This is a genomic window from Alteromonas sp. BMJM2 (genome assembly GCF_027257845.1).
Lineage (GTDB): Bacteria > Pseudomonadota > Gammaproteobacteria > Enterobacterales > Alteromonadaceae > Alteromonas.
The window spans coordinates 98,391-120,135 of the sequence record NZ_JAPVOT010000014.1; the positions used below are offsets into that span (position 1 = coordinate 98,391).

General features: G+C 44.3%; 20 protein-coding genes and 8 tRNA genes. 19 read left to right on the forward strand and 9 right to left on the reverse strand.

Features of this window, described 5'->3' with window-relative positions:
• Window positions 1-6: 6 nt before the first annotated feature.
• The 4 genes from O9X84_RS14515 to hemA all read right to left on the reverse strand — a co-directional run bounded on the left by O9X84_RS14515 (window position 7) and on the right by hemA (window position 4,907).
• Window positions 7-1,590 carry a response regulator gene (locus tag O9X84_RS14515; RefSeq protein ID WP_269520428.1) on the reverse strand — a complete coding sequence of 528 codons (1,584 nt, stop codon included), beginning with the start codon at window positions 1,588-1,590 and terminating at the stop codon, window positions 7-9.
• Window positions 1,591-1,678: 88 nt separating this feature from the next.
• Window positions 1,679-2,530, reverse strand: coding sequence for a peptide chain release factor N(5)-glutamine methyltransferase (gene prmC, locus O9X84_RS14520; protein ID WP_269520429.1), 852 nt, complete (start codon window positions 2,528-2,530; stop codon window positions 1,679-1,681).
• 1 nt (window position 2,531) lies between these two features.
• Window positions 2,532-3,617, reverse strand: a complete 1,086-nt coding sequence (prfA, locus tag O9X84_RS14525) for a peptide chain release factor 1 (protein WP_269520430.1) — start codon at window positions 3,615-3,617, stop codon at window positions 2,532-2,534.
• Window positions 3,618-3,632: 15 nt separating this feature from the next.
• Window positions 3,633-4,907, reverse strand: coding sequence for a glutamyl-tRNA reductase (gene hemA, locus O9X84_RS14530; protein ID WP_269520431.1), 1,275 nt, complete (start codon window positions 4,905-4,907; stop codon window positions 3,633-3,635).
• Window positions 4,908-5,037: 130 nt separating this feature from the next.
• Here hemA and lolB point away from each other — a divergent pair, with 130 nt between their 5' ends.
• From lolB to O9X84_RS14550, 4 genes are all read left to right on the forward strand, one after another.
• Entirely contained in the window at window positions 5,038-5,682 is a 645-nt protein-coding gene (gene lolB, locus O9X84_RS14535; RefSeq protein ID WP_269520432.1) for a lipoprotein insertase outer membrane protein LolB, read from the forward strand.
• Window positions 5,679-6,686 carry a 4-(cytidine 5'-diphospho)-2-C-methyl-D-erythritol kinase gene (gene ispE / locus O9X84_RS14540; protein WP_269520433.1) on the forward strand — a complete coding sequence of 336 codons (1,008 nt, stop codon included), beginning with the start codon at window positions 5,679-5,681 and terminating at the stop codon, window positions 6,684-6,686. Before lolB ends, ispE begins: the two co-directional genes overlap by 4 nt.
• A 32-nt stretch (window positions 6,687-6,718) precedes the next feature.
• Window positions 6,719-6,794, forward strand: a tRNA-Gln gene (locus tag O9X84_RS14545).
• A gap of 43 nt (window positions 6,795-6,837) precedes the next feature.
• The gene (locus tag O9X84_RS14550) at window positions 6,838-7,776 is read left to right on the forward strand and encodes a ribose-phosphate pyrophosphokinase (RefSeq protein ID WP_269520448.1); all 939 of its coding nucleotides are present in this window, start codon (window positions 6,838-6,840) and stop codon (window positions 7,774-7,776) included.
• Window positions 7,777-7,878: 102 nt separating this feature from the next.
• On the opposite strand, the gene O9X84_RS14555 is transcribed toward O9X84_RS14550, so the two are convergent.
• The 3 genes from O9X84_RS14555 to O9X84_RS14565 form a co-directional block, all read right to left on the reverse strand.
• Entirely contained in the window at window positions 7,879-8,571 is a 693-nt protein-coding gene (locus tag O9X84_RS14555) for an alpha/beta fold hydrolase (protein WP_269520434.1), read from the reverse strand.
• Between the two features lie 224 nt (window positions 8,572-8,795).
• Complete coding sequence (locus O9X84_RS14560) at window positions 8,796-9,950, reverse strand: Na/Pi symporter (RefSeq protein ID WP_269520435.1); 1,155 nt, start codon at window positions 9,948-9,950, stop codon at window positions 8,796-8,798.
• A 147-nt stretch (window positions 9,951-10,097) separates the two neighbouring features.
• Window positions 10,098-11,144, reverse strand: coding sequence for an NAD(P)-dependent alcohol dehydrogenase (locus O9X84_RS14565; RefSeq protein WP_269520436.1), 1,047 nt, complete (start codon window positions 11,142-11,144; stop codon window positions 10,098-10,100).
• A gap of 218 nt (window positions 11,145-11,362) precedes the next feature.
• On the opposite strand from O9X84_RS14565, the gene O9X84_RS14570 reads away from it, so the two are divergent.
• The 14 genes from O9X84_RS14570 to O9X84_RS14635 all read left to right on the forward strand — a co-directional run bounded on the left by O9X84_RS14570 (window position 11,363) and on the right by O9X84_RS14635 (window position 19,419).
• A complete protein-coding gene (locus O9X84_RS14570; RefSeq protein ID WP_269520437.1) occupies window positions 11,363-11,842 on the forward strand; it encodes a ribose-phosphate pyrophosphokinase in 480 nt (159 codons plus the stop codon).
• A gap of 116 nt (window positions 11,843-11,958) precedes the next feature.
• Window positions 11,959-12,960: an NADPH-dependent aldehyde reductase Ahr gene (gene ahr / locus O9X84_RS14575; protein WP_269520438.1), complete on the forward strand. Its 1,002-nt coding sequence runs from the start codon at window positions 11,959-11,961 to the stop codon at window positions 12,958-12,960.
• 352 nt (window positions 12,961-13,312) lie between these two features.
• Window positions 13,313-13,945 carry a 50S ribosomal protein L25/general stress protein Ctc gene (locus O9X84_RS14580; RefSeq protein WP_269520439.1) on the forward strand — a complete coding sequence of 211 codons (633 nt, stop codon included), beginning with the start codon at window positions 13,313-13,315 and terminating at the stop codon, window positions 13,943-13,945.
• Window positions 13,946-13,950: 5 nt separating this feature from the next.
• Window positions 13,951-14,532, forward strand: a complete 582-nt coding sequence (pth, locus tag O9X84_RS14585) for an aminoacyl-tRNA hydrolase (protein ID WP_032097038.1) — start codon at window positions 13,951-13,953, stop codon at window positions 14,530-14,532.
• Window positions 14,533-14,573: 41 nt separating this feature from the next.
• The gene (ychF, locus tag O9X84_RS14590; RefSeq protein WP_269520440.1) at window positions 14,574-15,665 is read left to right on the forward strand and encodes a redox-regulated ATPase YchF; all 1,092 of its coding nucleotides are present in this window, start codon (window positions 14,574-14,576) and stop codon (window positions 15,663-15,665) included.
• A gap of 335 nt (window positions 15,666-16,000) precedes the next feature.
• Window positions 16,001-16,870 (forward strand): peptidylprolyl isomerase, encoded by an 870-nt coding sequence (locus O9X84_RS14595; RefSeq protein ID WP_269520441.1) that lies wholly within the window; start codon window positions 16,001-16,003, stop codon window positions 16,868-16,870.
• Between the two features lie 202 nt (window positions 16,871-17,072).
• Window positions 17,073-17,149, forward strand: a tRNA-Met gene (locus O9X84_RS14600).
• 34 nt (window positions 17,150-17,183) lie between these two features.
• A tRNA-Leu gene (locus O9X84_RS14605) sits at window positions 17,184-17,268 on the forward strand.
• Window positions 17,269-17,272: 4 nt separating this feature from the next.
• Window positions 17,273-17,348 (forward strand) — tRNA-Gln (locus O9X84_RS14610).
• 23 nt (window positions 17,349-17,371) lie between these two features.
• Window positions 17,372-17,456, forward strand: a tRNA-Leu gene (locus tag O9X84_RS14615).
• Between the two features lie 2 nt (window positions 17,457-17,458).
• Window positions 17,459-17,534: transfer RNA gene (locus tag O9X84_RS14620), tRNA-Gln, on the forward strand.
• A 52-nt stretch (window positions 17,535-17,586) separates the two neighbouring features.
• Window positions 17,587-17,663, forward strand: a tRNA-Met gene (locus O9X84_RS14625).
• A gap of 16 nt (window positions 17,664-17,679) precedes the next feature.
• Window positions 17,680-17,755, forward strand: a tRNA-Gln gene (locus O9X84_RS14630).
• A gap of 257 nt (window positions 17,756-18,012) precedes the next feature.
• Window positions 18,013-19,419, forward strand: coding sequence for an alanine/glycine:cation symporter family protein (locus O9X84_RS14635; RefSeq protein WP_269520442.1), 1,407 nt, complete (start codon window positions 18,013-18,015; stop codon window positions 19,417-19,419).
• 316 nt (window positions 19,420-19,735) lie between these two features.
• On the opposite strand, the gene O9X84_RS14640 is transcribed toward O9X84_RS14635, so the two are convergent.
• Entirely contained in the window at window positions 19,736-19,981 is a 246-nt protein-coding gene (locus O9X84_RS14640) for a hypothetical protein (protein WP_269520443.1), read from the reverse strand.
• A gap of 551 nt (window positions 19,982-20,532) precedes the next feature.
• Between O9X84_RS14640 and O9X84_RS14645 the strand changes: the two genes are divergently transcribed.
• Window positions 20,533-21,066 (forward strand): hypothetical protein, encoded by a 534-nt coding sequence (locus O9X84_RS14645; RefSeq protein WP_269520444.1) that lies wholly within the window; start codon window positions 20,533-20,535, stop codon window positions 21,064-21,066.
• Window positions 21,067-21,274: 208 nt separating this feature from the next.
• Here the strand turns inward: O9X84_RS14645 and O9X84_RS14650 are convergent, their stop codons facing one another.
• Entirely contained in the window at window positions 21,275-21,505 is a 231-nt protein-coding gene (locus O9X84_RS14650; protein ID WP_269520445.1) for a hypothetical protein, read from the reverse strand.
• Window positions 21,506-21,745 lie beyond the last annotated feature (240 nt).

The following is a 21,745-nucleotide window of genomic DNA, read 5'->3' on the forward strand; positions in this document are numbered from 1 at the left end:
TTCCTGTTATAAGTTTTTATTTGGATACTGCGACTGAATAGCCAGAAACGCAGGTAAATGATTAAGTAAGCAAGTCACCAGCGCTGGCTCAAAATGCCGACCACTTTCTGCTTTTATGGTATTAACTACCTTGTCAATGTTCCAAGCCGGTTTGTAAAGTCGTTCATTCAGCAAGGCGTCGAACACATCTAGCAGTGTTGCGATCCGGCTTTTCTGGTCGATTTCCTCGCCCTTTAGACCCTCTGGATATCCTTCCCCATCCCATCGCTCGTGATGCTGACGGGCTAAGGTAGCTGCTAGCTGGATTGTAGGGCGAGAAGAGTCTTTTAAAATTTGATAGCCAAACTCGGCATGCTGACGGATAGCAAAAATATCATCGTCGGTTAACTCTGTCGTTTTATGCAATATAGCTTTAGGTACGCGTGAAGTGCCTACATCGTGCAGCGATACCGCAAGTTTAAACGTATCAATTTCTTGCTCAGGCATAGACAGTTTGTTCGCCATCAGCCCTGCCATTTCAGCCATGCGCTTAATATGGTTTGCATCGCTAGACTCATGCTCTAGTGCGTGGCCTAAACGCTCGATAATTTCTCTTTGCGTGCCTTCTAAATCTACGGTTTTAAGCACATTATCAAACGCAAGCTGAACGCTGTTAGAGAAACGCTTGATAAGGTGCTTATCACTTTCACATAACCGCCGAGGCAGCCCAGAAAGATAGAGTAACGCGCCCTTGTGCGACTTGCTGTTGCAATACGCCACAACGTGATCTTCTGCGTAGACTATCTGTTTGTCCTGCATCGCCTGCACGCACAACGCATATTCTTTATCGTTGATTGCGTTTTTAAGCAGTAACCCTTCCTTTGACGAATATTCACCATTACCGGCAAACACATACAGCTCATCATCGTCTACTTTATTATTGTCTACTTTATTATTGTCTACATCGAGAGTGCGAGACGTTGTGGCGACAGCGGTAGTAATATAAGCCGCATCTTTAGAACACCCAAGGATAGACGCTAGCTGTTGAATTATCCCCTGCATAAATTTTTCTAAAGACTGGGAAGAAAACAAATCCACCGACGCATCAATAATCTTCTCAAGGCCCGCTCTGTTTTCCTCAATCACCATAATATCGCGATAAGAACGCAAGGCCGCAATAATAACAGTGAAGAGCTTTTGGGCGGTTAATTCGGTTTTAGACTTATAGTCGTTAATATCGTAGTTAATGATAACGTCTTTTTCTGGCGCTTGACCAGGCTGTCCGGTGCGCAAAATAATGCGGGTAAAGTGATTATCTAATTCATTGCGAACGTAATTTGCTACTTGAAGACCAGCGTCATCGGTTTCCATCACCACATCAAGTAACACTACCGCTATATTTCTGTGCTCGCGAAACATAGCTTTAGCTTCTTCACCGCTATTAGCACTAATGAACTCTATGGTTTTTCCGTCTAAACTGAAGTCATTAAGCACAAGCTTTGTCACGGTATGAACTTCTGGTTCGTCGTCGACAATCAGTATTTTCCAACTGCCAAGACTTTCAGTATTGGTATCTTTCTCATCTTCTGCAAAAAGAAAGTCATCGTTCATCGGGCATATATCCTTTATATTTTTATTATTGCTACCGAAAGAGAGTAGTCGTTAATGTACATTCTTTCATCGGCCCGTGTAAAAAATTTTAACCGCAGCGACCAAGAGTCACTCTGTCGTTTCCACCGTAGTCTTTAATTGTTTCGACATCAATAAAGCCAGCTTCACCGAGCAACTCGGCCACCGCGGCACCCTGGTTGAAGCCATGTTCAAATGCCAGAAGTCCATCCGATAATAAATATTCTTGAGACACGCTAATAATGTGTCGAATATCACGAAGGCCGTCTTCGCCCGATGTAAGCGCCGATTTAGGCTCAAACTTTACATCACCCTGTGAAAGATAATCGCTGGTATCTTCAATGTACGGTGGGTTAGACACAATAATATTAAACTGCTTATCGCCAAGTTCAGTAAACCAGTCGCTGTGTAAAAATGTAACATTCTTTATACCGTTGTTTACGGCATTTTGTTTGGCAAGCTCCACAGCCTGTGCCTTAAAATCGACACCGGTTACGTGAACATGAGGAAGCTCCGATGCCAGCGCTAAGGCTATCGCCCCCGTTCCGGAACCCAGGTCACATATAGAAAAAGACGACTGGGTTTGACGAGTAATGTCACTAGGAATGCGCTTAAGCACTTGCTCTACCAATACTTCTGTATCGGGCCTGGGGATGAGTGTATGAGGGGATGTGGCTAACTTGAGCGTCCAAAAATCTCGCTCGCCGATAATATAGGCTACGGGCTCACCAAGACGTCTGCGCTCTACCGCTTTTTGAAACCTGTGAAGCGATTGACTATCTAGCACCTTATCGGGCCAGGTAAACAAATAGGTTTGATTAACGTTAAGGGTATTTGCTAGCAGTACTTTGGCGTCGACAGAGGGTGATTCGCCACCCTCTAACAACGCCACAGCCCATGTTAAGGCTTCGTCGATACGCATATTATTCGTCAGATAAAGACGCAAGTAGGTCTGCTTGATGTTCCTGCAAAATAGGATTGATAAGTTGACTCAAATCACCAGCAATAACTTCATCTAAACGATAGATGGTAAGGTTGATTCGATGATCAGTCACTCGTCCTTGTGGGAAATTGTAGGTTCTGATGCGCTCTGAACGATCGCCACTTCCTACCAAACTTTTACGCGTAGACGCTTCTTCTGCCGCACGTTTTTCTTCTTCAATTTGATTCAATCGAGCCTGCAATACTGACATGGCCTTAGCACGGTTTTTATGCTGCGAACGCTCGTCTTGACACTCAACCACAAGCCCTGAAGGCAAGTGGGTAATTCGAATAGCAGAATCGGTTTTGTTAACGTGCTGACCACCGGCTCCTGATGCACGGAATGTGTCTATTCGCAGCTCAGCAGGGTTAATTTCGATGGCCTCAGATTCTGGAATTTCTGGCAATATCGCCACTGTACACGCAGAGGTGTGAATGCGGCCTTGAGATTCGGTTTCTGGTACCCGCTGAACACGGTGTCCGCCAGACTCAAACTTCAAGTTTCCGTAAACGCCTTCGCCGCTAATATTGGCAACCACTTCTTTATATCCGCCGTGCTCGCCTTCATTAGCGCTAATTAATTCTACGCGCCAGCCTTTACTCTCAGCATATCGGCTATACATGCGGAACAGATCGCCGGCAAAAATTCCTGCCTCGTCACCGCCAGCACCCGCTCGTACCTCTAAGAAACAGTTATTGTCGTCGTTAGGATCTTTTGGCAGCAGTAACAATTGAAGATCGGTTTCAAGGCGCTCTATTTCAGCTTTAGCCTCTTTATACTCTTCTTGCGCCATCTCGCGCATTTCGGCATCATCTTCATTCATCATCTCTTGTGCTGAGGCAAGGTCTTCCTGTGCCTTTTGATAAGCATTAAAGCCATCAACAACGCCTTCAAGCTGACTGAACTCTTTTGATAAGTTGCGAAACTTGTCCTGATTGCCGATTACGTGAGGGTCTCCAAGTAAAGCCTGAACTTCTTCGAAACGCTCAACGAGGTGTTCGAGTTTTCTAACGACCGACTCTTTCATATTCTTTTTATTACCTTATTTATGTTCATCTGATGAGTTATCAGATAAATCTAATGCCTGTCCCATCCAACGGCTCAACGACGGGTCGTCATGCTTAGCCGCTTCACGAAGTGCTAACGTTGTTGGATGCAGCAATGTATTGGTTAGCTTATACGCCATTTCCTCTAATACAAGGTCTGCGCTTTTGCCTTCTTCTAACTGTGCTTTTGCTTTTTCAACAATATCGTCGCGTTGCAATAGCCCTTTTTGGCGGTATTGCTTGACTAAATCTATAGACTGTTGAGACTGTTTCCAAGCCATGTAATCAGTCGCTTGCTTATCGATAAGCTTTTGCGCCTCTAATGCAGCTTGCTCTCTGTTTTCTAGGTTTTTCTGAACAATATGCTGAAGGTCGTCAACCGTATAAAGATAAGCATCGCCTAGCTCGTTAACTTCAGACTCAATATCTCTTGGCACCGCAAGATCAACCAGAAACATTGGCATATTCTTGCGCTGTTTGAGTGCTTTTTCCACCATTCCCTTTCCAATTAATGGAAGTTGACTGGCGGTTGAACTGATAACAATATCGAATTCTTTTAAATGTTCGGGCACTTGAGACAGTGTATACACGCTAGCATCGAGCTTTTGTGCTAACGCTTCTGCTCTTGCCACGGTGCGATTAGCCACAGCCAAATGCTTTACGCCCTGTTCTTTTAAATGCTGGGCCACCAACTCGATGGTTTCACCAGCTCCCACCAATAACACCGAGCGTTTTGGCAATTCGGCAAAAATATGCTTGGCCAACTGCACCGCGGCATAAGCCACGCTTACGGCATTGGCGCCAATATCGGTTTCACTTCGAACCCGTTTGGCCACGTTAAAGGTATGCTGAAATAGCTTATCGAACTCGCTGCTAATCATACCCGAATGCTTAGCATCGCCGAATGCTTGCTTAATTTGACCAAGAATTTGCGGTTCGCCGAGAATAAGCGAGTCCAAGCCACTGGCTACCCGCATGATATGCTTAACGGCGTCATCTTTTGTGAGCAGATAACTGTTGCTCTCAATCTCTTTTACATCTAGATGATGAAAGTCGCTGAGCCACTGCAAGATTTTTTCGCCGCTCTCATCCTGCGTGTTGACGTAAAGTTCGGTTCGGTTGCACGTTGATACAATAACAGTTTCATCAACCCCATCTACAGCTTTCAAACTCGCAAGCGCATCCACCAGAGAATCTGGTGTAAAAGCCACTTTTTCGCGAAGTGCTACTGGTGCTGTCTTGTGGTTTATGCCAAGGGCAAGTAAAGTCATAAAATCTATGCTGGCAACGTCGGACGCGCATTGTACGAAAAAGCCAAAATGATTGAAAGTGCTCGTGAAACTGTGTTCACATAATATATGCGATGTTTTCGCTTTAACTCTCAGGGAAATTTTTCATACCATGTGGCGTGCAATTACTTTAATCATCTTAACGGGCGCGTTTTTAAGTGCCTGCACAACTGTTCCAACAGGCCCAGAGCACGCAGTAAACCTCACTTCGCAGCTAGAAAAAGTGGCAGAGATTCGCCACTGGCAAATGCGTGGAAAAATCGCATTCAGACAAGGCAACGAGGCCGCGAGCTTAAATTTAGTCTGGAAAAACGATTCAGGCGATTTTGATTTTAGATTAAGTAATTTTCTTGGCGTAAGTATGGTTGATTTAAATGTAACCAGTAAACAGTCCTCATTAACCGCTGATGGCGAAACGTATTACGACGCAGATCCAGAATTACTCATCTACAGAACCACCGGTATTGTCATTCCTGTTGCGCCATTACTCTCTTGGGTAAAGGGGCTTCCTCTTAGAGACGATACGTTTACCCTTACCGACAAAGGCCTTGTTGACACGCTTGAAAGCGGCTGCACTGGCTGTAGCAACTGGTCGGTAAAATACGGGCAGTACGGCAAAGTGTTTACCGATAACCTTGAAAATAGTGAAGAAAACGGAGTATGGCTTCCCCACAGTATTACGCTCACTCAAGCAGAAACGCCCTTAGCCCCACAAACACAGTTAAAGATAAAAATTTATGAATGGACCGCGCTATGACGACTGATTCTTTAACCGACTCTTTAACGACTGGCTCTTTAACTGCTGGCTCTTTAATGACCAGCTCGAAAACGGCTAAGTCTTTCGTTGCTAATTCCTCAAAAAATAACGCTGGGGTTGAAAACGTTGAAACAAAAAAAACATCGCAGGGCAATGGTCAAAAACAACAATGGTGGCCCTCTCCGGCAAAGCTCAATATTTTTTTACATATATTAGGTCGTTTTGATAATGGGTATCATCAGCTGCAAAGTCTGTTTCAAATGCTTGATTACGGTGACGAGCTAGCCTTCGACATTACTGATGATGAAAAAATAACCATGGCGACGCCCCTTGAAGGTGTGCCCGACGAAGACAACCTCATTATCAGAGCGGCCAAATTACTCGCAGACAAAACCCAAACGATGCACGGCGTAAGCATCTCTTTAAATAAGCGTTTGCCTATGGGGGGCGGTATTGGCGGGGGCTCATCAAATGCAGCAACCACATTAGTTGCCCTTAATCAGCTGTGGAAAACCGAACTCAATGAAGACGAATTGGCGCACCTTGGCTTAACCCTTGGGGCAGATGTACCTATATTTGTACGCGGCAAAACGGCATTTGCTGGCGGTATAGGTGAAGACATCACACCCGCCTCTCAAGAAGAGAAGTGGTATTTGGTGGCAAACCCTAATGTACACGTTAGCACTGGTGCGGTGTTTACCCACCCTGACCTGCCTAGAAATACGCCGCCAATTCAGTGGAAAGACTATAAATTTGAAGAAACTCGCAATGATTGTCAGCAATTAGTCGCGAATTGCCATCCGGAAGTTGCAAATTTATTACAGTGGTTGTTACACTACGCACCGTCGAGAATGACGGGCACAGGTGCATGCGTATTTGCTACTTTTTCCGATAAAACCTCAGCAGAGCACGTTTTGGCTAAATTGCCTAACGCTTGGCAGGGGTTTGTTGCAAAGGGCGTAAATAGCTCACCACTATTGAATAAATTAGAACAATATAAATAGCGTGAACGCCACATCGGACAGAACTTAAAAATTGGGGTATAGCCAAGTTGGTAAGGCAGCGGGTTTTGATCCCGCCATTCGTAGGTTCGAGTCCTGCTACCCCAGCCAAATCTCTTTTATCAACGCACTGAGGAAACCACTTGTGCCAGATATGAAGCTCTTTGCAGGTAATGCCGTACCAGAACTTGCCCAGAAAGTCGCCGACCGTCTCTACACCAAGCTTGGAAATGCCAAAGTTGGCCGTTTCAGCGACGGTGAGATTAGCGTAGAAATTCATGAAAACGTCCGTGGTTCGGACGTTTTTATTATTCAGTCTACGTGTGCCCCTACCAACGATAACCTGATGGAACTTATTGTGATGATCGACGCACTGCGCCGCGCATCAGCAGGCCGTATAACAGCGGTAATTCCATACTTTGGTTACGCTCGTCAAGACCGTCGAGTTCGCTCAGCAAGAGTACCTATCACTGCAAAAGTTGTGGCAGATTTCTTGTCAAACGTGGGTGTTGATCGTGTTCTTACTATCGATCTTCATGCCGAGCAAATTCAAGGGTTCTTTGATGTACCAGTAGATAATGCGTTTGGTACCCCTATCCTACTTGCAGACATGGTAAGACGTGACTTTGCTGACCCCGTAGTGGTATCGCCAGATATCGGCGGTGTAGTAAGAGCCCGTGCAACAGCAAAACTGCTTAACGATACTGACTTAGCCATTATCGATAAACGTCGCCCTAAAGCGAACGTTGCTCAGGTAATGAATATTATCGGTGATGTTAAAGATCGCGACTGTATTATTGTGGATGACATGATTGATACTGGCGGTACGCTTGCTAAAGCGGCAGAAGCGCTAAAAGCACATGGTGCTCGTAAAGTGTATGCTTACGCTACCCACGCTATTTTCTCGGGTAACGCGGTAACGAACTTACGCGATTCAGTAATTGATGAGATTGTGGTTACCGACTCTATCCCGTTAAGCCCAGAAATGCGTAAAATGGGTAAAGTGAAGCAGCTTACTCTTTCTGAAATGCTGGCCGAAACTATTCGCCGTATTAGCAATGAAGAGTCAATTTCTGCGATGTTCGAGTACTAAATTCGGGCTAGCTGAGACTACACAGCGAATAAGCAATAACATAGAGAAAGCGAGCGCAAGCTCGCTTTTTTATTGCTAGCAGAAATGAGGCCGCACCCTCGTTTATTCACAAATACTATTGATAAACCGCTGTATGCACTGATTGACTCGCTCAGGCTGCTCGGCAAATACCATATGTGTGCCGCCATCAATGATCTCAAGGCTCGCGTTTTGCAGTTTCTCGCTTAAGAATTGAGAATATTTAACGGGCGTCATCACATCTTCACTCCCCACTATTAATTGCACCGGTATTGTAATGCGACTTAACGTATCCATCACATCGAAATCGTTGCAGGCTAGAAAATCCGTCAGCATTACAGCAGCACCGTTTTCCACCATGGCAGTGTTTATTTGCGTTCTGAGCGGCTCATCTATTGCTTGGTTAGGTGCAATTAAAAACTCTGGCAGCGGGCCATTCTTATCCACTATTTCAGTAAGCGCATTTAAAAACTGAGGCAATACCTTTAACCTTGCACCACTTCCAATTAAAACCAACGCCTTTACTCTGCTTGAATGTGCCAGCGCAGCTTGTAATACCACAGCACTTCCTAAAGAATGCCCCACAAGCACCACATTATCTACACTCTGCTTTTCTAAGGTAGATAACAGCCATTGCGACATGGCAGCAACACTTAGTAGTGCATCGCCCTCTGGGTGACCGGGAAGATCTACAGCAACACCATGTTGAAAAAAAGAAACCTGATGGGACCAAACGTGATGACTACAGCCGGAGCCATGGACAAAAACTAAATTCATATCGTGATTCATAAAAACCAGTTTTACCGTGAAATTCACATCACCATATAATGAAAGCTGTGGTTTTTCTACATGTTAGGTAACGCTAGGTAGCCCCGCCTCTTCATCTTAGCACTTCCTGTTAGCACTTCTTGATAGCGCTCCATGATAGCGTTCCTTGTGGGCGGCGCATGTGTTGGAAGCTTTAATTCATGGCTTGTACTCAGGAATCAATACCTATCACCTCACATGGTAGTGAATATGGCGCCTAAGGGTAGAATAAAGAATAAACCGCCAATATAAGCAGCGCCGTAGAGCTTTTGCTCCGAAGCCACCACAGACAAGCGGTAAGACAGGGTAAGAGGGATTTCCCGTAATAGCGGTATACCATAAATAACGGTTACGCCCAGCACGTTATAAATTAAATGAACGAGTGCAATTTGAAGGGCAAACCCGCTATTCACACCTACTACACCCAACGCGGCAATAAGCGCAGTAATGCACGTGCCGATATTCGCGCCAAGGGTAAATGGGTAAATGTCTCGCGCTTTTAATATACCGCTGCCTACTAATGGTACCATCAGAGAGGTAGTGGTGGATGATGACTGCACTAGCACCGTCATCACAGCACCGGAAGTAATGCCTGAAATAGGCCCCTTTCCAATACTTTTATGTAGCATCTCTTTTGCTTTACCTACCATGAGTGACTTCATTATTTTACCCATATAGGTTATCGACAGCATTATTAGGCCGATCCCAATAATTATTTTTGCCACACCTGGATAAACCGAAGGTAAAAATTGAAGTAGGTTAGTTACCACATTAGTCACGGGTTGAGTGGCTGCTTTTAGAGGATTTATCCCTTCAATAGACAGTGACTGTGAAGTATTAAACAGCAGTACAATTTCACCACTAATAAATTCTAAAATGCCAAAAGCCATTTCTAGTGGCAAAAATATAAGGACGCACATAACGTTGAAAAAGTCGTGAATAGTAGCGGCATTAAACGCTCGCTGAAATTCCTCTTTGCGAGCTACATGACCCAAGCTTACCAATGTATTGGTAATGCTAGTACCGATATTAGCACCCATCATCATAGGTATCGCTATGGTAATGGGAAGACCACCGGCCACCATGCCTACAATAATAGAGGTTACTGTACTTGATGATTGAATAAGCGCAGTAGACACCATGCCAATGATAAGCCCCATAATAGGGTTGGACGCAAAGCTAAACAATTCTTTAGCATGGTCGCCCGTGGCATATTTAAAACCACTGCCTATCATGCTTACCGCAAGCAGCATGACATAGACTAAGAAAGCTAGCAGTAACCAGCGTTGCCAATTGTCCTGCTTTGATAACACATTGCGACCTACCGCTTGAGAGTCATTAATTGCCATATTTCATACAGATAAAAGAGTTATACCTAATACTATGGCGCTCGTATGACAAAAAAATGACGCATACAAAAACACCGGCGCTAATGGCCGGTGTTTTTACGTAGAGGATTTTTATAAAAAGATAACGAAACCGTTATAGCGAAAGTGCTACACAGATAAGCTTGCCATATCAATAACAAAGCGATGTGCTACATCACCGGCTCTCAAATGATCGAAAGCTTCATTTACCTGCTCTGCTTTTATCACTTTGCATTCTGGGTGAATGCCGTGTTCAGCACAAAAATCTAATACTTCTTGAGTTTCTTTTATACCGCCAATAAGCGAGCCGGCAACGCGGCGTCGGCCCAGTACTAGCGGCGCTGTCATAGACTCTTCCATAGGCCCTATTTGACCCACGATGACGAGCGTACCGTCAATATCGAGCAGCGGCGTGTACTGATCTAAAGAATGTTTTACTGGAACAGTATCAATAATTAAATCGAACGTTGACGCAGCTTCTTTCATCGCCTTTTTATCTGTCGATACCAAAATGCCGTTTGCACCACTTGATTTCGCGTCGTTCGCTTTTGAGTCTGAACGTGAGATAACAGTCACTTTGGCGCCCATGGCTACAGCCAGTTTTACCGCCATATGACCTAAACCACCCATACCGATAACGCCTACACGGCTACCAGCTTTTACATTCCATGTTTTAAGCGGTGAATACGTAGTTATACCTGCACAAAGAATAGGTGCTGTCTTAGCAATATCTAGCGCCTCAGGCACACGCAATACAAATTCTTGGCGAACTACAATATGTTTGGAATAGCCGCCTTGTGTGGTTTCACCAGAAATTCTGTCTGGCGCACCGTAGGTAGGCGTCATGCCGTTACGACAGTATTGCTCTTCGCTGTGCTCACATTGGTCACACGTTTGACAACTATCAACCATACAACCTACTGCAACGTGATCGCCAACACTGTAGTCGGTTACGTCTGAGCCAATATCAATTACTTTACCCACTATTTCGTGCCCGGGTACTAATGGATAGGGCTGTGGACCCCAATCCCCATTGACCGTGTGTAAGTCAGAGTGGCACACTCCGCTGTACAAGATCTCAATAGCCACGTCATTATCGCGCAGTGCTCTGCGTTCAAAGTGATACGGTTCCATGTGGGCATCGGAAGAATGTGCTGCGTAGCCAATTGTTTTCATATAGACCTCGATAGTTATTAGAATAAAGTCGAACGATCAGCATATACCCTTAATCCGCTACCGTCATGTTTTGTAAGATGAAAAGAAGCCGCAGTGCTACGAAAAACGCGAGCACGCCTGTAGCATTGCCTCCATAAATAGTTTGCAGATGTTTTGACTGGCGCACTTTCAATCTACATCAGAAGCGTTTATGTTTAATAAAAATAGAGGACGTACCAATGAAAACGAAAATGATCAGTACCAAAGCCCCCCATGCCCTGCTTGTCTTAACCGCATTACTCAGTTTGTCTGCTTGTACAGAAGAAGATAAAAACGTGGAGTCGACTATGTACGAAAAACAAGAGCCTAAAACAGACAAAATGAAGGCGCAGGAAAACCTACCCACTGAATTAAAAGCCGAGCCAGTGACGCAAGCTGAAGCTAAAGAAGTGAGTTTAAACGATAGTGTTACGTTGAAAGGCAGCATCATTTATAAAGAGTTAGAGGGCGGCTTTTTTGCGTTTATTACTGAAGACGGCGACCGTTTTACGTTACACGGTTTGGATAAGGAATATCATCAAAACGGTCTTATTGTTGAAATTGAGGGCGTAACCAAACCAGAGATGATGACCATTACACAATTTGGCACCGTGCTGGAAGTACTCAACGTTAAAGTACTCGACACTAGTAAAGTCATTAATCGAGTAGAAACGCAGTAATAATATTGACCGAGTGAGCATCCAATAGTGAATACATGCTGATCGTAACTCCAATTTAAGCGTAATCACCCTTACTAAATAAAGTTATTAAACAAATTTAATTAAGGATGAACGCTATGATAAACGCATATGCAGCAAAAGAGCCCGGTGGAAAGTTAGAGAAATTTGAGTACGATCCTGGGGAATTAGCCAGTCATGACGTTGAAATTGATGTAGAGAGTTGCGGCATTTGCCATAGCGATTTAAGCATGCTCGACAACGAATGGGGATTTACCGAATACCCGTTTGTGCCAGGTCATGAAGTAGTTGGTACTATTAGCAAAGTAGGCGCTCACGTCACCTCTTTGCAGATTGGACAACGTGTAGGTCTTGGCTGGCATGCAGGATACTGCAACAACTGTCGTACCTGCGAAGAAGGCGATCACAATTTATGTCAACAAGCGACCATGACCATTGGTGGTCGTCACGGTGGGTTTGCTGAAAAAGTGCGTGCACAAGCCCGCGCTGTAGTGCCACTGCCTGAAAAGCTAGACGGCACAAAAGCCGGCCCGTTGTTTTGCGGTGGTATCACTGTATTTAACCCTCTTGTTCAATTTGATATCAAACCTACCTCTGAGGTTGGCGTTGTAGGTATTGGTGGTTTAGGCCACTTGGCATTGCAATTCTTGAATGCATGGGGATGTAAGGTAGTTGCATTTACCTCAAGTGAGTCTAAGAAGAAAGAAGCCCACGAATTAGGCGCTCACGATACTATTAATAGCCGTGATGAAGATGAACTAAAGAAAGCCGAAGGCCGTTTCGACCTTATTATTTCTACCGTCAATGTAAAACTTGATTGGAACTTGTACTTATCAACACTTGCACCAAAAGGTCGTTTACATTTTGTAGGCGCAACCCTAGAGCCACTAGATATTGGCGCATTCAACCTTATTGGTGGTCAAAAGAGCGTTTCTGGCTCACCTGTGGGCAGCCCAGCAACCATCAAAACTATGCTAGATTTTGCTGAGCAGCATGGTATTGAACCGGTAACTGAAACCTTCAAGTTCGACCAAATCAACGAAGCGGTTGAACGCTTGCGCGAGGGTAAAGCGCACTATCGTGTAGTGTTAACTCGATAAAGTGTTAACCCGATAGAGCAACTGCTCGATAAACTGCTAGAGCACTAGCGCGATACAGAAATAGCCCAATAGCTGCGCGTTGGATAGATTCAATAGCTTGAGCCTAGCATTGACAGTATTGCCATTTATATCAGCAAAAACAAAAGCGCCCTACGAGGCGCTTTTTTACTGCCTCTACAATTGTAAGTTAGGGTGTGCGGTGGTAGAATTCGCCGCCCTTGAAAATCGGGGTCGTGAACTATTGGCCATATACGAGTAATGCTCTTAGGATAATTACTTTAGCCAACAGCGCGTTAACAGTGGGTTTTGGTCGCAAAAACCCACATCATTAACTTATTATTGGAGACATATAATGTCTAATTCAATTTTTAACCTAGACGCTTCTGTTCGTACAGACCTAGGGAAAGGTGCGAGCCGCCGCCTACGTCGCGAAGATAAAGTGCCTGGTATCATTTACGGTGGTGAAGAAGCACCTGTATCTATTACTCTTGATCACAACAAAGTGAACAAATCTGCTGACTTTGAAGCATTTTACTCTCACGTTCTTACACTAAACGTAGACGGTAAAGCGACTGAAGTACTAGTAAAAGATATGCAACGTCACCCGTACAAGCCAAAAATTACACACATCGATTTCCAACGTGTAATTGCTGGTCAAGACGTTCACACTAACGTTCCAATTCACTTCATAAACGAAGACAAGTCTGCTGCTATCAAAGCAGGCGGTATTGCTGAGCACCACGTAAACGAAATCGAAGTTACGTGTCAGCCTAAAGATCTTCCAGAGTTCATCGAAGTAGACATTGCTAACGTTGAAATGGACCAAACACTTCATTTGTCTGACGTTACTTTACCAGCAGGTGTTAAATCTGTTGAGCTTGGTAAAGACGACGAAACACACGACCTTGCTGTTGTGACTGTTAAGCCAGCTCCTAAAGCTGCTGAAACAGATGAAGACGGTGAAGAAGAAGCTACAGAGGAATAATCCTCTTGGCAGATATTCGCCTTATCGTGGGTCTGGGTAATCCAGGCCCCGAATATGAAAATACCCGACACAATGCCGGCGAATGGTTTCTAAACCAGCTTGCTGACACCTACAATACCCCGCTAAAACCCGAATCCAAGTTTTTTGGAAAAACAGCTCGAATTACTATTGCTGGTAAAGACATTAGATTGCTCTACCCTACAACTTTTATGAATAAAAGTGGTCAAGCAGTAGCAGCACTTGCGAATTTTTACCGAATTGAGCCAGAACAAATTTTAGTGGCGTTTGACGAGTTAGACCTTCCTCCGGGAGTCGCCAAGTATAAAGTTGGCGGTAGCTCTAGTCAGAATGGTGTTCGCGATATTGTGGCAAGAATGGGTAACAATAAAGATTTTCTTCGCTTGCGAATTGGTATCGGTCACCCGGGACATAAAAGCCGAGTGACGGGACATGTTCTTGGTAAGCCTTCAGCAGAAGAAAAAACGGCCATAGAAAGCGCCGTTGATGAAGCGGTACGCTGTACCGAAATCTTACTGAAAGACGACCTAAAACAAGCGCAAAATCGACTTCATGCTCACAAAGCGTGAGTTCGAGCCAGATATAACTTTTCCAGACAAGGATCCATACCATGGGTTTTAAATGCGGTATTGTTGGCCTACCCAACGTAGGTAAATCAACTCTTTTTAATGCATTAACAAAAGCAGGTATTGAAGCGGCAAACTTCCCGTTTTGTACTATCGAGCCAAACACTGGCGTTGTTCCTGTGCCAGACCTTCGCTTGGATAAGTTGGCAAAAATTGTAAATCCTCAGCGTGTTATTCCAACCACAATGGAATTTGTTGATATCGCTGGGTTAGTTGAAGGTGCTTCGAAAGGTGAAGGCCTTGGTAACAAATTTCTAGCTAACATTCGTGAGACAGATGCTATTGGCCATGTTGTTCGCTGTTTCGACGATGAAAATATTGTTCATGTTGCTGGTCGCGTAAGCCCGCAAGACGATATTGACGTTATCAACACAGAGCTTGCGCTTTCTGATTTAGAAACAACAGAAAAAGCCCTGCATCGTGTGGCTAAACGCGCTAAAGGCGGCGATGCCGACGCGAAGTTTGAACTGAAAGTGCTTGAAAAAATTAAGCCCCATTTGGACGAAGGTTTATTACTGCGCTCTTTAGAACTGACTAAAGAAGAGCATGCAGCCATTAGCTACATGAATATGCTTACCCTTAAGCCTACCATGTACATTGCTAACGTGAATGAAGAAGGGTTCGAAAACAATCCTTACCTTGATAAAGTGCGTGAAATTGCACAGGGCGAAAACGCCACGGTTGTTGCGGTTTGTGCCGCTATCGAATCAGACATTGCTGAGCTTGAAGACGACGAGCGCGAAGAATTCATGCAAGACATGGGGCTGGAAGAGCCTGGTCTGAATCGCGTTATTCGTTCTGGTTACGAGCTACTTACACTGCAAACCTATTTCACTGCAGGTGTAAAGGAGGTGCGTGCATGGACATTCCCAGAAGGGTCTACTGCACCGCAAGCTGCAGGTAAAATTCATACCGACTTTGAGAAAGGCTTTATTCGCGCCGAAATCGTAAGTTACGACCACTTTGTGGAGTATAACGGTGAGCAAGGCGCTAAAGACGCTGGTAAATGGCGTTTAGAAGGCAAAGAGTACATCGTTAAAGATGGCGACGTTATCCACTTCAGATTTAACGTATAAGCCTTTAACGTAAGCCTACTTATTATGGGCTGCGTATAGATAACGTTTTGAAAGCCACTCGTAAGAGTGGCTTTTTTATTTGGATTTTTGATTGTTGGCGCTTTGCGCTACTGATATAACAAGTATATCGAACACAAATAGGTATACCGATGTACTCTAGCAATAAATCAAGCTGTTCCTATAGAAAACAGCATACAGGCGCTTCTTTAAGTCACTCTTGGCAACATTCTTTGCATAACTGTTGGCAATACGCTTCGAAATATACTGTTAATAACGCTATAACAAATAACGCTAAAGCCCCCTCTCCATCGAAGCACCTCGGCTTACTTGGCTTAATGATCGTTTCTGTAGTCGCCTTTGCCTTAGCATATAGTGCCAAAGCCCACAGTGCGGACAACCCGGTAGCGCTCATGAGCGGCAGCAGTAACCATTGGTACCAAGTGCCATCAGAAGATACGGTGACGTTTACCACAGAATACGGCGATGTTGTCATTGCACTTAACCCTAGCCTTGCGCCAAAACACGTAGAGCGCTTTAAAGCCCTTATTAAGTCAGGCTTTTACGATAAGCAGTATTTTTATCGGGTAGTAGATGGCTTTGTGGCGCAGGCCGGCAGTAACGATACCCACGATAAAGAGAAAATAGCACCCGCGCTTTTAGCCGATATTCCTGCTGAATTTACACGCCCTTTATCCCACGCTGCTTCTGTTGTTGAAACGCGCGACATGTTTGCCCCTAAAACCGGTTTTTTAGATGGCTTTGCGGTTGGCATAGATGAAGAGCGCGGTGAGATGTGGGGGCTGCACTGCCCCGGCACAGTAGCATTTGCTCGTAACAGTGAAAAAGACACTGCCTCGACGGAATTTTATATAGTAATAGGCCAAGCACCTCGTCATTTAGACCGAAACATGTCAGTGGTGGGAAGAGTGGTAAGCGGAATGCCTGCCCTACAAAAGCTACCAAGGGGAGATGCTAAGTACGGTGGAGTTATACAAGAGGTTACCGATAGCAGCAAAATTGGACGGGCCTTGGTGCATAACGATAATCACCCTAGTTACTATATTCAAAAACCAGAGCACGACGAATATCTATCGCGAACCAATACTGGCAAAACCCTAGATAACCCGTTTTTTCATGACAAAGTGTATGCACCGCGGCCTATTGATATTTGTTACTACAAAACAAAGGCCACGCTTACCCCGTAACAAAATAGTAAATGCGAAAATATAAAGATAATTGCCTCTTTTCCTGGTTAGGTTGCTCAAATTCGCTGCGTTTTGCATGTTATTCGAACGGCTCCGCGCACATATTAACCATTTAAAAAAAGTTAGCAAAAAAGGGGTTGACGGGTGCGAGTCATATACGCATAATACGCGCCACTTCCTGAGAGGGAAGAGAAGTATGAAAGGCTACGTAGCTCAGTTGGTTAGAGCACATCACTCATAATGATGGGGTCGCAAGTTCGAATCTCGCCGTAGCCACCACTTCTCACTATCTCTTTTAGGAATGTCTAGCTGCGCGGGAGTGGTGGAATTGGTAGACACGCTGGATTTAGGTTCCAGTGCTTCACGGCGTGAGAGTTCAAGTCTCTCCTTCCGCACCAAAGTTGGGGTATAGCCAAGTTGGTAAGGCAACGGGTTTTGATCCCGTCATTCGTAGGTTCGAGTCCTGCTACCCCAGCCAACTTTGTAACAGCTAGTGTCTATGCGGGAGTGGTGGAATTGGTAGACACGCTGGATTTAGGTTCCAGTGCTTCACGGCGTGAGAGTTCAAGTCTCTCCTTCCGCACCATTTGGGGTATAGCCAAGTTGGTAAGGCAACGGGTTTTGATCCCGTCATTCGTAGGTTCGAGTCCTGCTACCCCAGCCAAATTCTAGAGAGCCGCTCAAACGAGCGGCTTTTTAATGATTTGCAAAAGAAAGGCTAAGTAGCTCAGTTGGTTAGAGCACATCACTCATAATGATGGGGTCGCAAGTTCGAATCTCGCCTTAGCCACCATCTTTTACCTGTCTATTGGGATATAGCCAAGCTGGTAAGGCAACGGGTTTTGATCCCGTCATTCGCAGGTTCGAGTCCTGCTATCCCAGCCATATTGTGAAAAACCGCTCTTTTGAGCGGTTTTTTATTGCCTGAAATAAATACCCCCTACTCTACTTGCATACTTTTTCTTAAGTTATGCATAATTCATCACAATAACCGCCACTTTTATGGCTTTATTTGTGTTTAGGTCATGCTAGTATTACCGACTTCTCTGAATTAGACACTGTATTTACTCCAGCTTTTGTGAGCAGTTAAAAGCCATGTCTTTTCTAAAACACCTAAATAAAATAATAACGAAGGAAAGTGCGTGATAAACGAATTCGTTTCATTTGTGAATAATATTTTGTGGGGCGACGGCCAAGTTCTCATCGTTATGCTGTTGGTGTGCGGTGTTTGGTTTACCGTAAAGCTAGGCGGCGTTCAGTTACGGCATTTTGGCCATATGTTTGCGCTACTCAAAAACAGTAAAACGTCGAGCGAAGAAGGGATCAGTTCCTTTCAGGCGCTATGCACCAGTTTATCGGCCCGCGTGGGCACAGGTAACCTAGCAGGCGTTGCCGTGGCTATTTCTCTTGGTGGGTCTGGCGCCATATTCTGGATGTGGATGATAGCGCTGCTAGGCATGGCCACCGGCTTTGCTGAGAGCGTACTGGGGCAGCTATACAAAGTAAAAGACGAAAACGGCGAGTTTCGTGGTGGCCCTGCTTACTACATTAAACAAGGCTTAAATAAAACCTGGCTAGCCGTTGCCTTCTCACTGTGCTTGTTTTTTGGATACGGATTTGTATTTAGTGCGGTACAGGCAAACACCATTACCGATGCGCTCAACAACGCTTATGCGTTCAAAAGCGAATATGTAGGCATAGCCATTATTTTACTTGCCGCACTCATTGTTGTGGGCGGTTTACGCGGAATAGCGCGATTTGCCGAGTTCGTTGTGCCGTTTATGGGAATTGGTTATGTGCTTGTTGCCCTTACCATCACCTTTATCAACATCACCGAATTACCCGCCATGCTGCTAGACATCATAAAATCGGCCTTTGGTTTACAAGAAGCCGGGGCTGGTGCACTAGGGGCTGCCATTAAAAACGGAATACAACGAGGGTTATACTCAAACGAGGCTGGCAGCGGCTCGGTACCTCACGCAGCGGCAAGTGCGGCGCCAAACCCTAATCACCCCGTGTCTCAAGGCTACATACAAATGCTGGGGGTATTTTTAGATACTATGATTTTATGTACGTCTACCGCCTTTATCATTTTACTTGCGGGCGGCTCTAGCTCAGAACAAATGGAAGGCATACGGCTAACTCAAGATGCAATGAGCAGTCACTTAGGCGACGGTGGCACTGACTTTGTTGCTGCGGCAATAAGCTTATTTGCGTTCACCTCGGTAGTGGCTAACTATGCCTACGGCGAAAGTAACCTGCATATGTTCAAACTAGATAACCGCGCAGGGCGAGCAGCCTACACCATTGGGTATTTGGGCATGATTTACTGGGGCGCGCAAGCAGCGCTACCCCAAGTATGGGCCATGGCCGATATGGCGTTAGGGCTTATGACAGTCATCAACATTATTGCCATTGTGTGGATGACGCCTACCATTGTTTCTATCAGTAAAGATTACTTTAAAAAGAAAGACAGCGGAGAGACGGTGGAATACAAAGCCGGCGACTGCGAAATTCAAGGTAAGTCTGAAGACGGTATTTGGAAATAGACGTTATTTGGTATTAGACAGTTTTGTTTATCTAACAATATAAAAACAAAGAAAGGCCTGTGTTGTAACAACATAGGCCTTTTTTGTTTGCCCAGCGAAGCTGGCAAACCCAGCAGGACAATAGATGCCTGCATCCCCCTGATTGAGGGGAAGATAATCCGAATCGCAAGGGCGTCACTGGCCAAGGGTGGGGTCTCCGGGGGCCGGCCCGAAGCAAGCGATAGGAAGTTAGCGGTACACAACGCAAGTAAACCTGTTTCGGCTGTATAAGTGGATAAGCGTGCAAAATAGCGCAAAGTCCAATACTCAATCAGACTTATGCAGTGCTTGAGGGTGGAATGGCTAACAGGGAGTCAGTGCAGTAACTGGGGAAGCCTGGCACTGTATCCAGTAAATTACTGGACGTATGTACCAAGGGGTGACCCAAGGTATTGGCGAGTGTGAGGTGGCAGATGATCCCGTAGTAGTGAGTAAGGCTAGGCCGATGAAAGCCAGTAATGGTGTGGAGGATAAAACCAAGCCGACCATCAGCAGTGTGTTTGATAGGATTAATATTAGTCAAAAGCTAAAGTTAATTGCGAAGGAGAGAAGCATACTTTATGTAAATTGACAAAAAAGTTTCATACTTTGAGGCCGGTTTTAATGGCTTTAGAGAGCGTTTACGAACAAGTTATGCTGTTAAGTATCACACTTATTTCAGACTACCCTTTAGATCAACGAGATTCCGTGAAAAAAAAGTATCATACTTGCGATTCTTTTGGACGGCAATCAGGCGCATAGCGGACGTTAAAGATTTCGATTAATCCATATTTTTACCTACAACAGTCATGCTCTCGACCACTATTGACTATTTCAAAAGCTCACACCTAACACTAGTTTTAGTACAACACATTTTATATCAAAGTAAACCAGCCCACACGCCAGATAATTCATGTACTTAGGGGTAAACAATCTATTGTTGTTACCATGCATGCATTATAACCACACAAAAAATGGTAGAAATAGTTACTAAAACCAAGGTAAGCTATTGAAATAGATAAAGTATGGAGGCCGTGTAAAATGAAACTATTTCGTTGTTACAATGCGGTCTGCATAATAACTGTTAGGTTTACTATGGATAGGTTCATCTTCATCACATTACTGTTTGTAGCAATCTCAGGTTGTTCATCAAAAGGAGGCTTCGTTAAATATGCTAATCCTGATGAAAAATTTATTGATATTCATGGGGATATTAAAAAGCCTCTAATATATGAAATCAAAGTTGAGTACAGAACACACTCACCAATAAATCAATGTACTAATTATCATATAGCACTAGGCAAAGATGTTGCTCAACTATATGAATTCAATTACCAACCTGAAATTATTGAAGAGTTACATTCAATTAGAGTACCTTTAAAAGAGTTGGATCCAAATACTCTTTGTAAATGGAAACCCGTAATGGCTTTTGTTTGCATAGGCTCTGCAACTAATAAACCTACAAGTTGCACTAGTATATTCTCGTTCAGAGGTATTCAGGATATTGATCCTGTTACCACTTTAGAATGTTCGGAAAATAGTTTTTGTTTTGATAGTAAAAATAATATACGGTCAGGTGCTATTAATGAGTTTAATAAAAAATACCAACTGAACTTGGTGTTAAAGTAAACCTAACAAGACGTTTAAGAGAGTCTAGTTTCGGCTTGCCGGGCTCCAAAGTCGCAAATTATAGCAAGCCTCACTCGCTCCTTAACGGGGCGTTATAAGTACTGGGGAAATCGGTGAGTAACAAAACGCTCAGACATAAGTTGGCATTTACCTGTTTGGTTCCTGTAATGTTACCAGGAGTCATCTTTTACGCTGTAGTAAACGAATACTACGACAAAGTCCTTATATTGAGCTTAATATTATTGATCGGATTGTATTTTTTTAAGCTACATTTTAAGGCTTTTAGGGAAGCAGATGGATTTATTGCAAGACTAATCTGATCATTTATCATACTCACTTTATCAATGATCGTATTGAGTTTTTCACCTGAGGCAAACAACGCTTTTGCTGGAGCAGCGTTATTTTTAGTTTTACCATCCATTTTTATTTCTGCGTCCATGCTCACCAGCAGTAAGGCAGCGCGCAGGGTTGTGATGTACAGTAAACGTACGTTATAACAAAAAAATTAAAAACGGATATCTTGGAAGAGCACCCAGCTACCGCTTAATTTGGCTACATGGACTCCCCTTTGTCAAGCAATAGCTCTTTAGATAACAAGAAGATCTGACAGCAGCTCTACATTCGGCGTTTATTAGCTTTGTTACGCTATCGCCCTGATGATTTTCGCTTGAGCAATGCC

Excerpts from the sequence above, each read along its gene's own strand:
- O9X84_RS14515 (WP_269520428.1), bottom strand. The coding sequence starts at position 1,590 with ATGAACGATGACTTTCTTTTTGCAGAAGATGAGAAAGATACCAATACT.
- prmC (WP_269520429.1), bottom strand. The coding sequence starts at position 2,530 with ATGCGTATCGACGAAGCCTTAACATGGGCTGTGGCGTTGTTAGAGGGT.
- prfA (WP_269520430.1), bottom strand. The coding sequence starts at position 3,617 with ATGAAAGAGTCGGTCGTTAGAAAACTCGAACACCTCGTTGAGCGTTTC.
- hemA (WP_269520431.1), bottom strand. The coding sequence starts at position 4,907 with ATGACTTTACTTGCCCTTGGCATAAACCACAAGACAGCACCAGTAGCA.
- lolB (WP_269520432.1), top strand. The coding sequence starts at position 5,038 with ATGTGGCGTGCAATTACTTTAATCATCTTAACGGGCGCGTTTTTAAGT.
- ispE (WP_269520433.1), top strand. The coding sequence starts at position 5,679 with ATGACGACTGATTCTTTAACCGACTCTTTAACGACTGGCTCTTTAACT.
- O9X84_RS14550 (WP_269520448.1), top strand. The coding sequence starts at position 6,838 with ATGAAGCTCTTTGCAGGTAATGCCGTACCAGAACTTGCCCAGAAAGTC.
- O9X84_RS14555 (WP_269520434.1), bottom strand. The coding sequence starts at position 8,571 with ATGAATTTAGTTTTTGTCCATGGCTCCGGCTGTAGTCATCACGTTTGG.
- O9X84_RS14560 (WP_269520435.1), bottom strand. The coding sequence starts at position 9,950 with ATGGCAATTAATGACTCTCAAGCGGTAGGTCGCAATGTGTTATCAAAG.
- O9X84_RS14565 (WP_269520436.1), bottom strand. The coding sequence starts at position 11,144 with ATGAAAACAATTGGCTACGCAGCACATTCTTCCGATGCCCACATGGAA.
- O9X84_RS14570 (WP_269520437.1), top strand. The coding sequence starts at position 11,363 with ATGAAAACGAAAATGATCAGTACCAAAGCCCCCCATGCCCTGCTTGTC.
- ahr (WP_269520438.1), top strand. The coding sequence starts at position 11,959 with ATGATAAACGCATATGCAGCAAAAGAGCCCGGTGGAAAGTTAGAGAAA.
- O9X84_RS14580 (WP_269520439.1), top strand. The coding sequence starts at position 13,313 with ATGTCTAATTCAATTTTTAACCTAGACGCTTCTGTTCGTACAGACCTA.
- ychF (WP_269520440.1), top strand. The coding sequence starts at position 14,574 with ATGGGTTTTAAATGCGGTATTGTTGGCCTACCCAACGTAGGTAAATCA.
- O9X84_RS14595 (WP_269520441.1), top strand. The coding sequence starts at position 16,001 with ATGATCGTTTCTGTAGTCGCCTTTGCCTTAGCATATAGTGCCAAAGCC.
- O9X84_RS14645 (WP_269520444.1), top strand. The coding sequence starts at position 20,533 with ATGGATAGGTTCATCTTCATCACATTACTGTTTGTAGCAATCTCAGGT.
- O9X84_RS14650 (WP_269520445.1), bottom strand. The coding sequence starts at position 21,505 with ATGGACGCAGAAATAAAAATGGATGGTAAAACTAAAAATAACGCTGCT.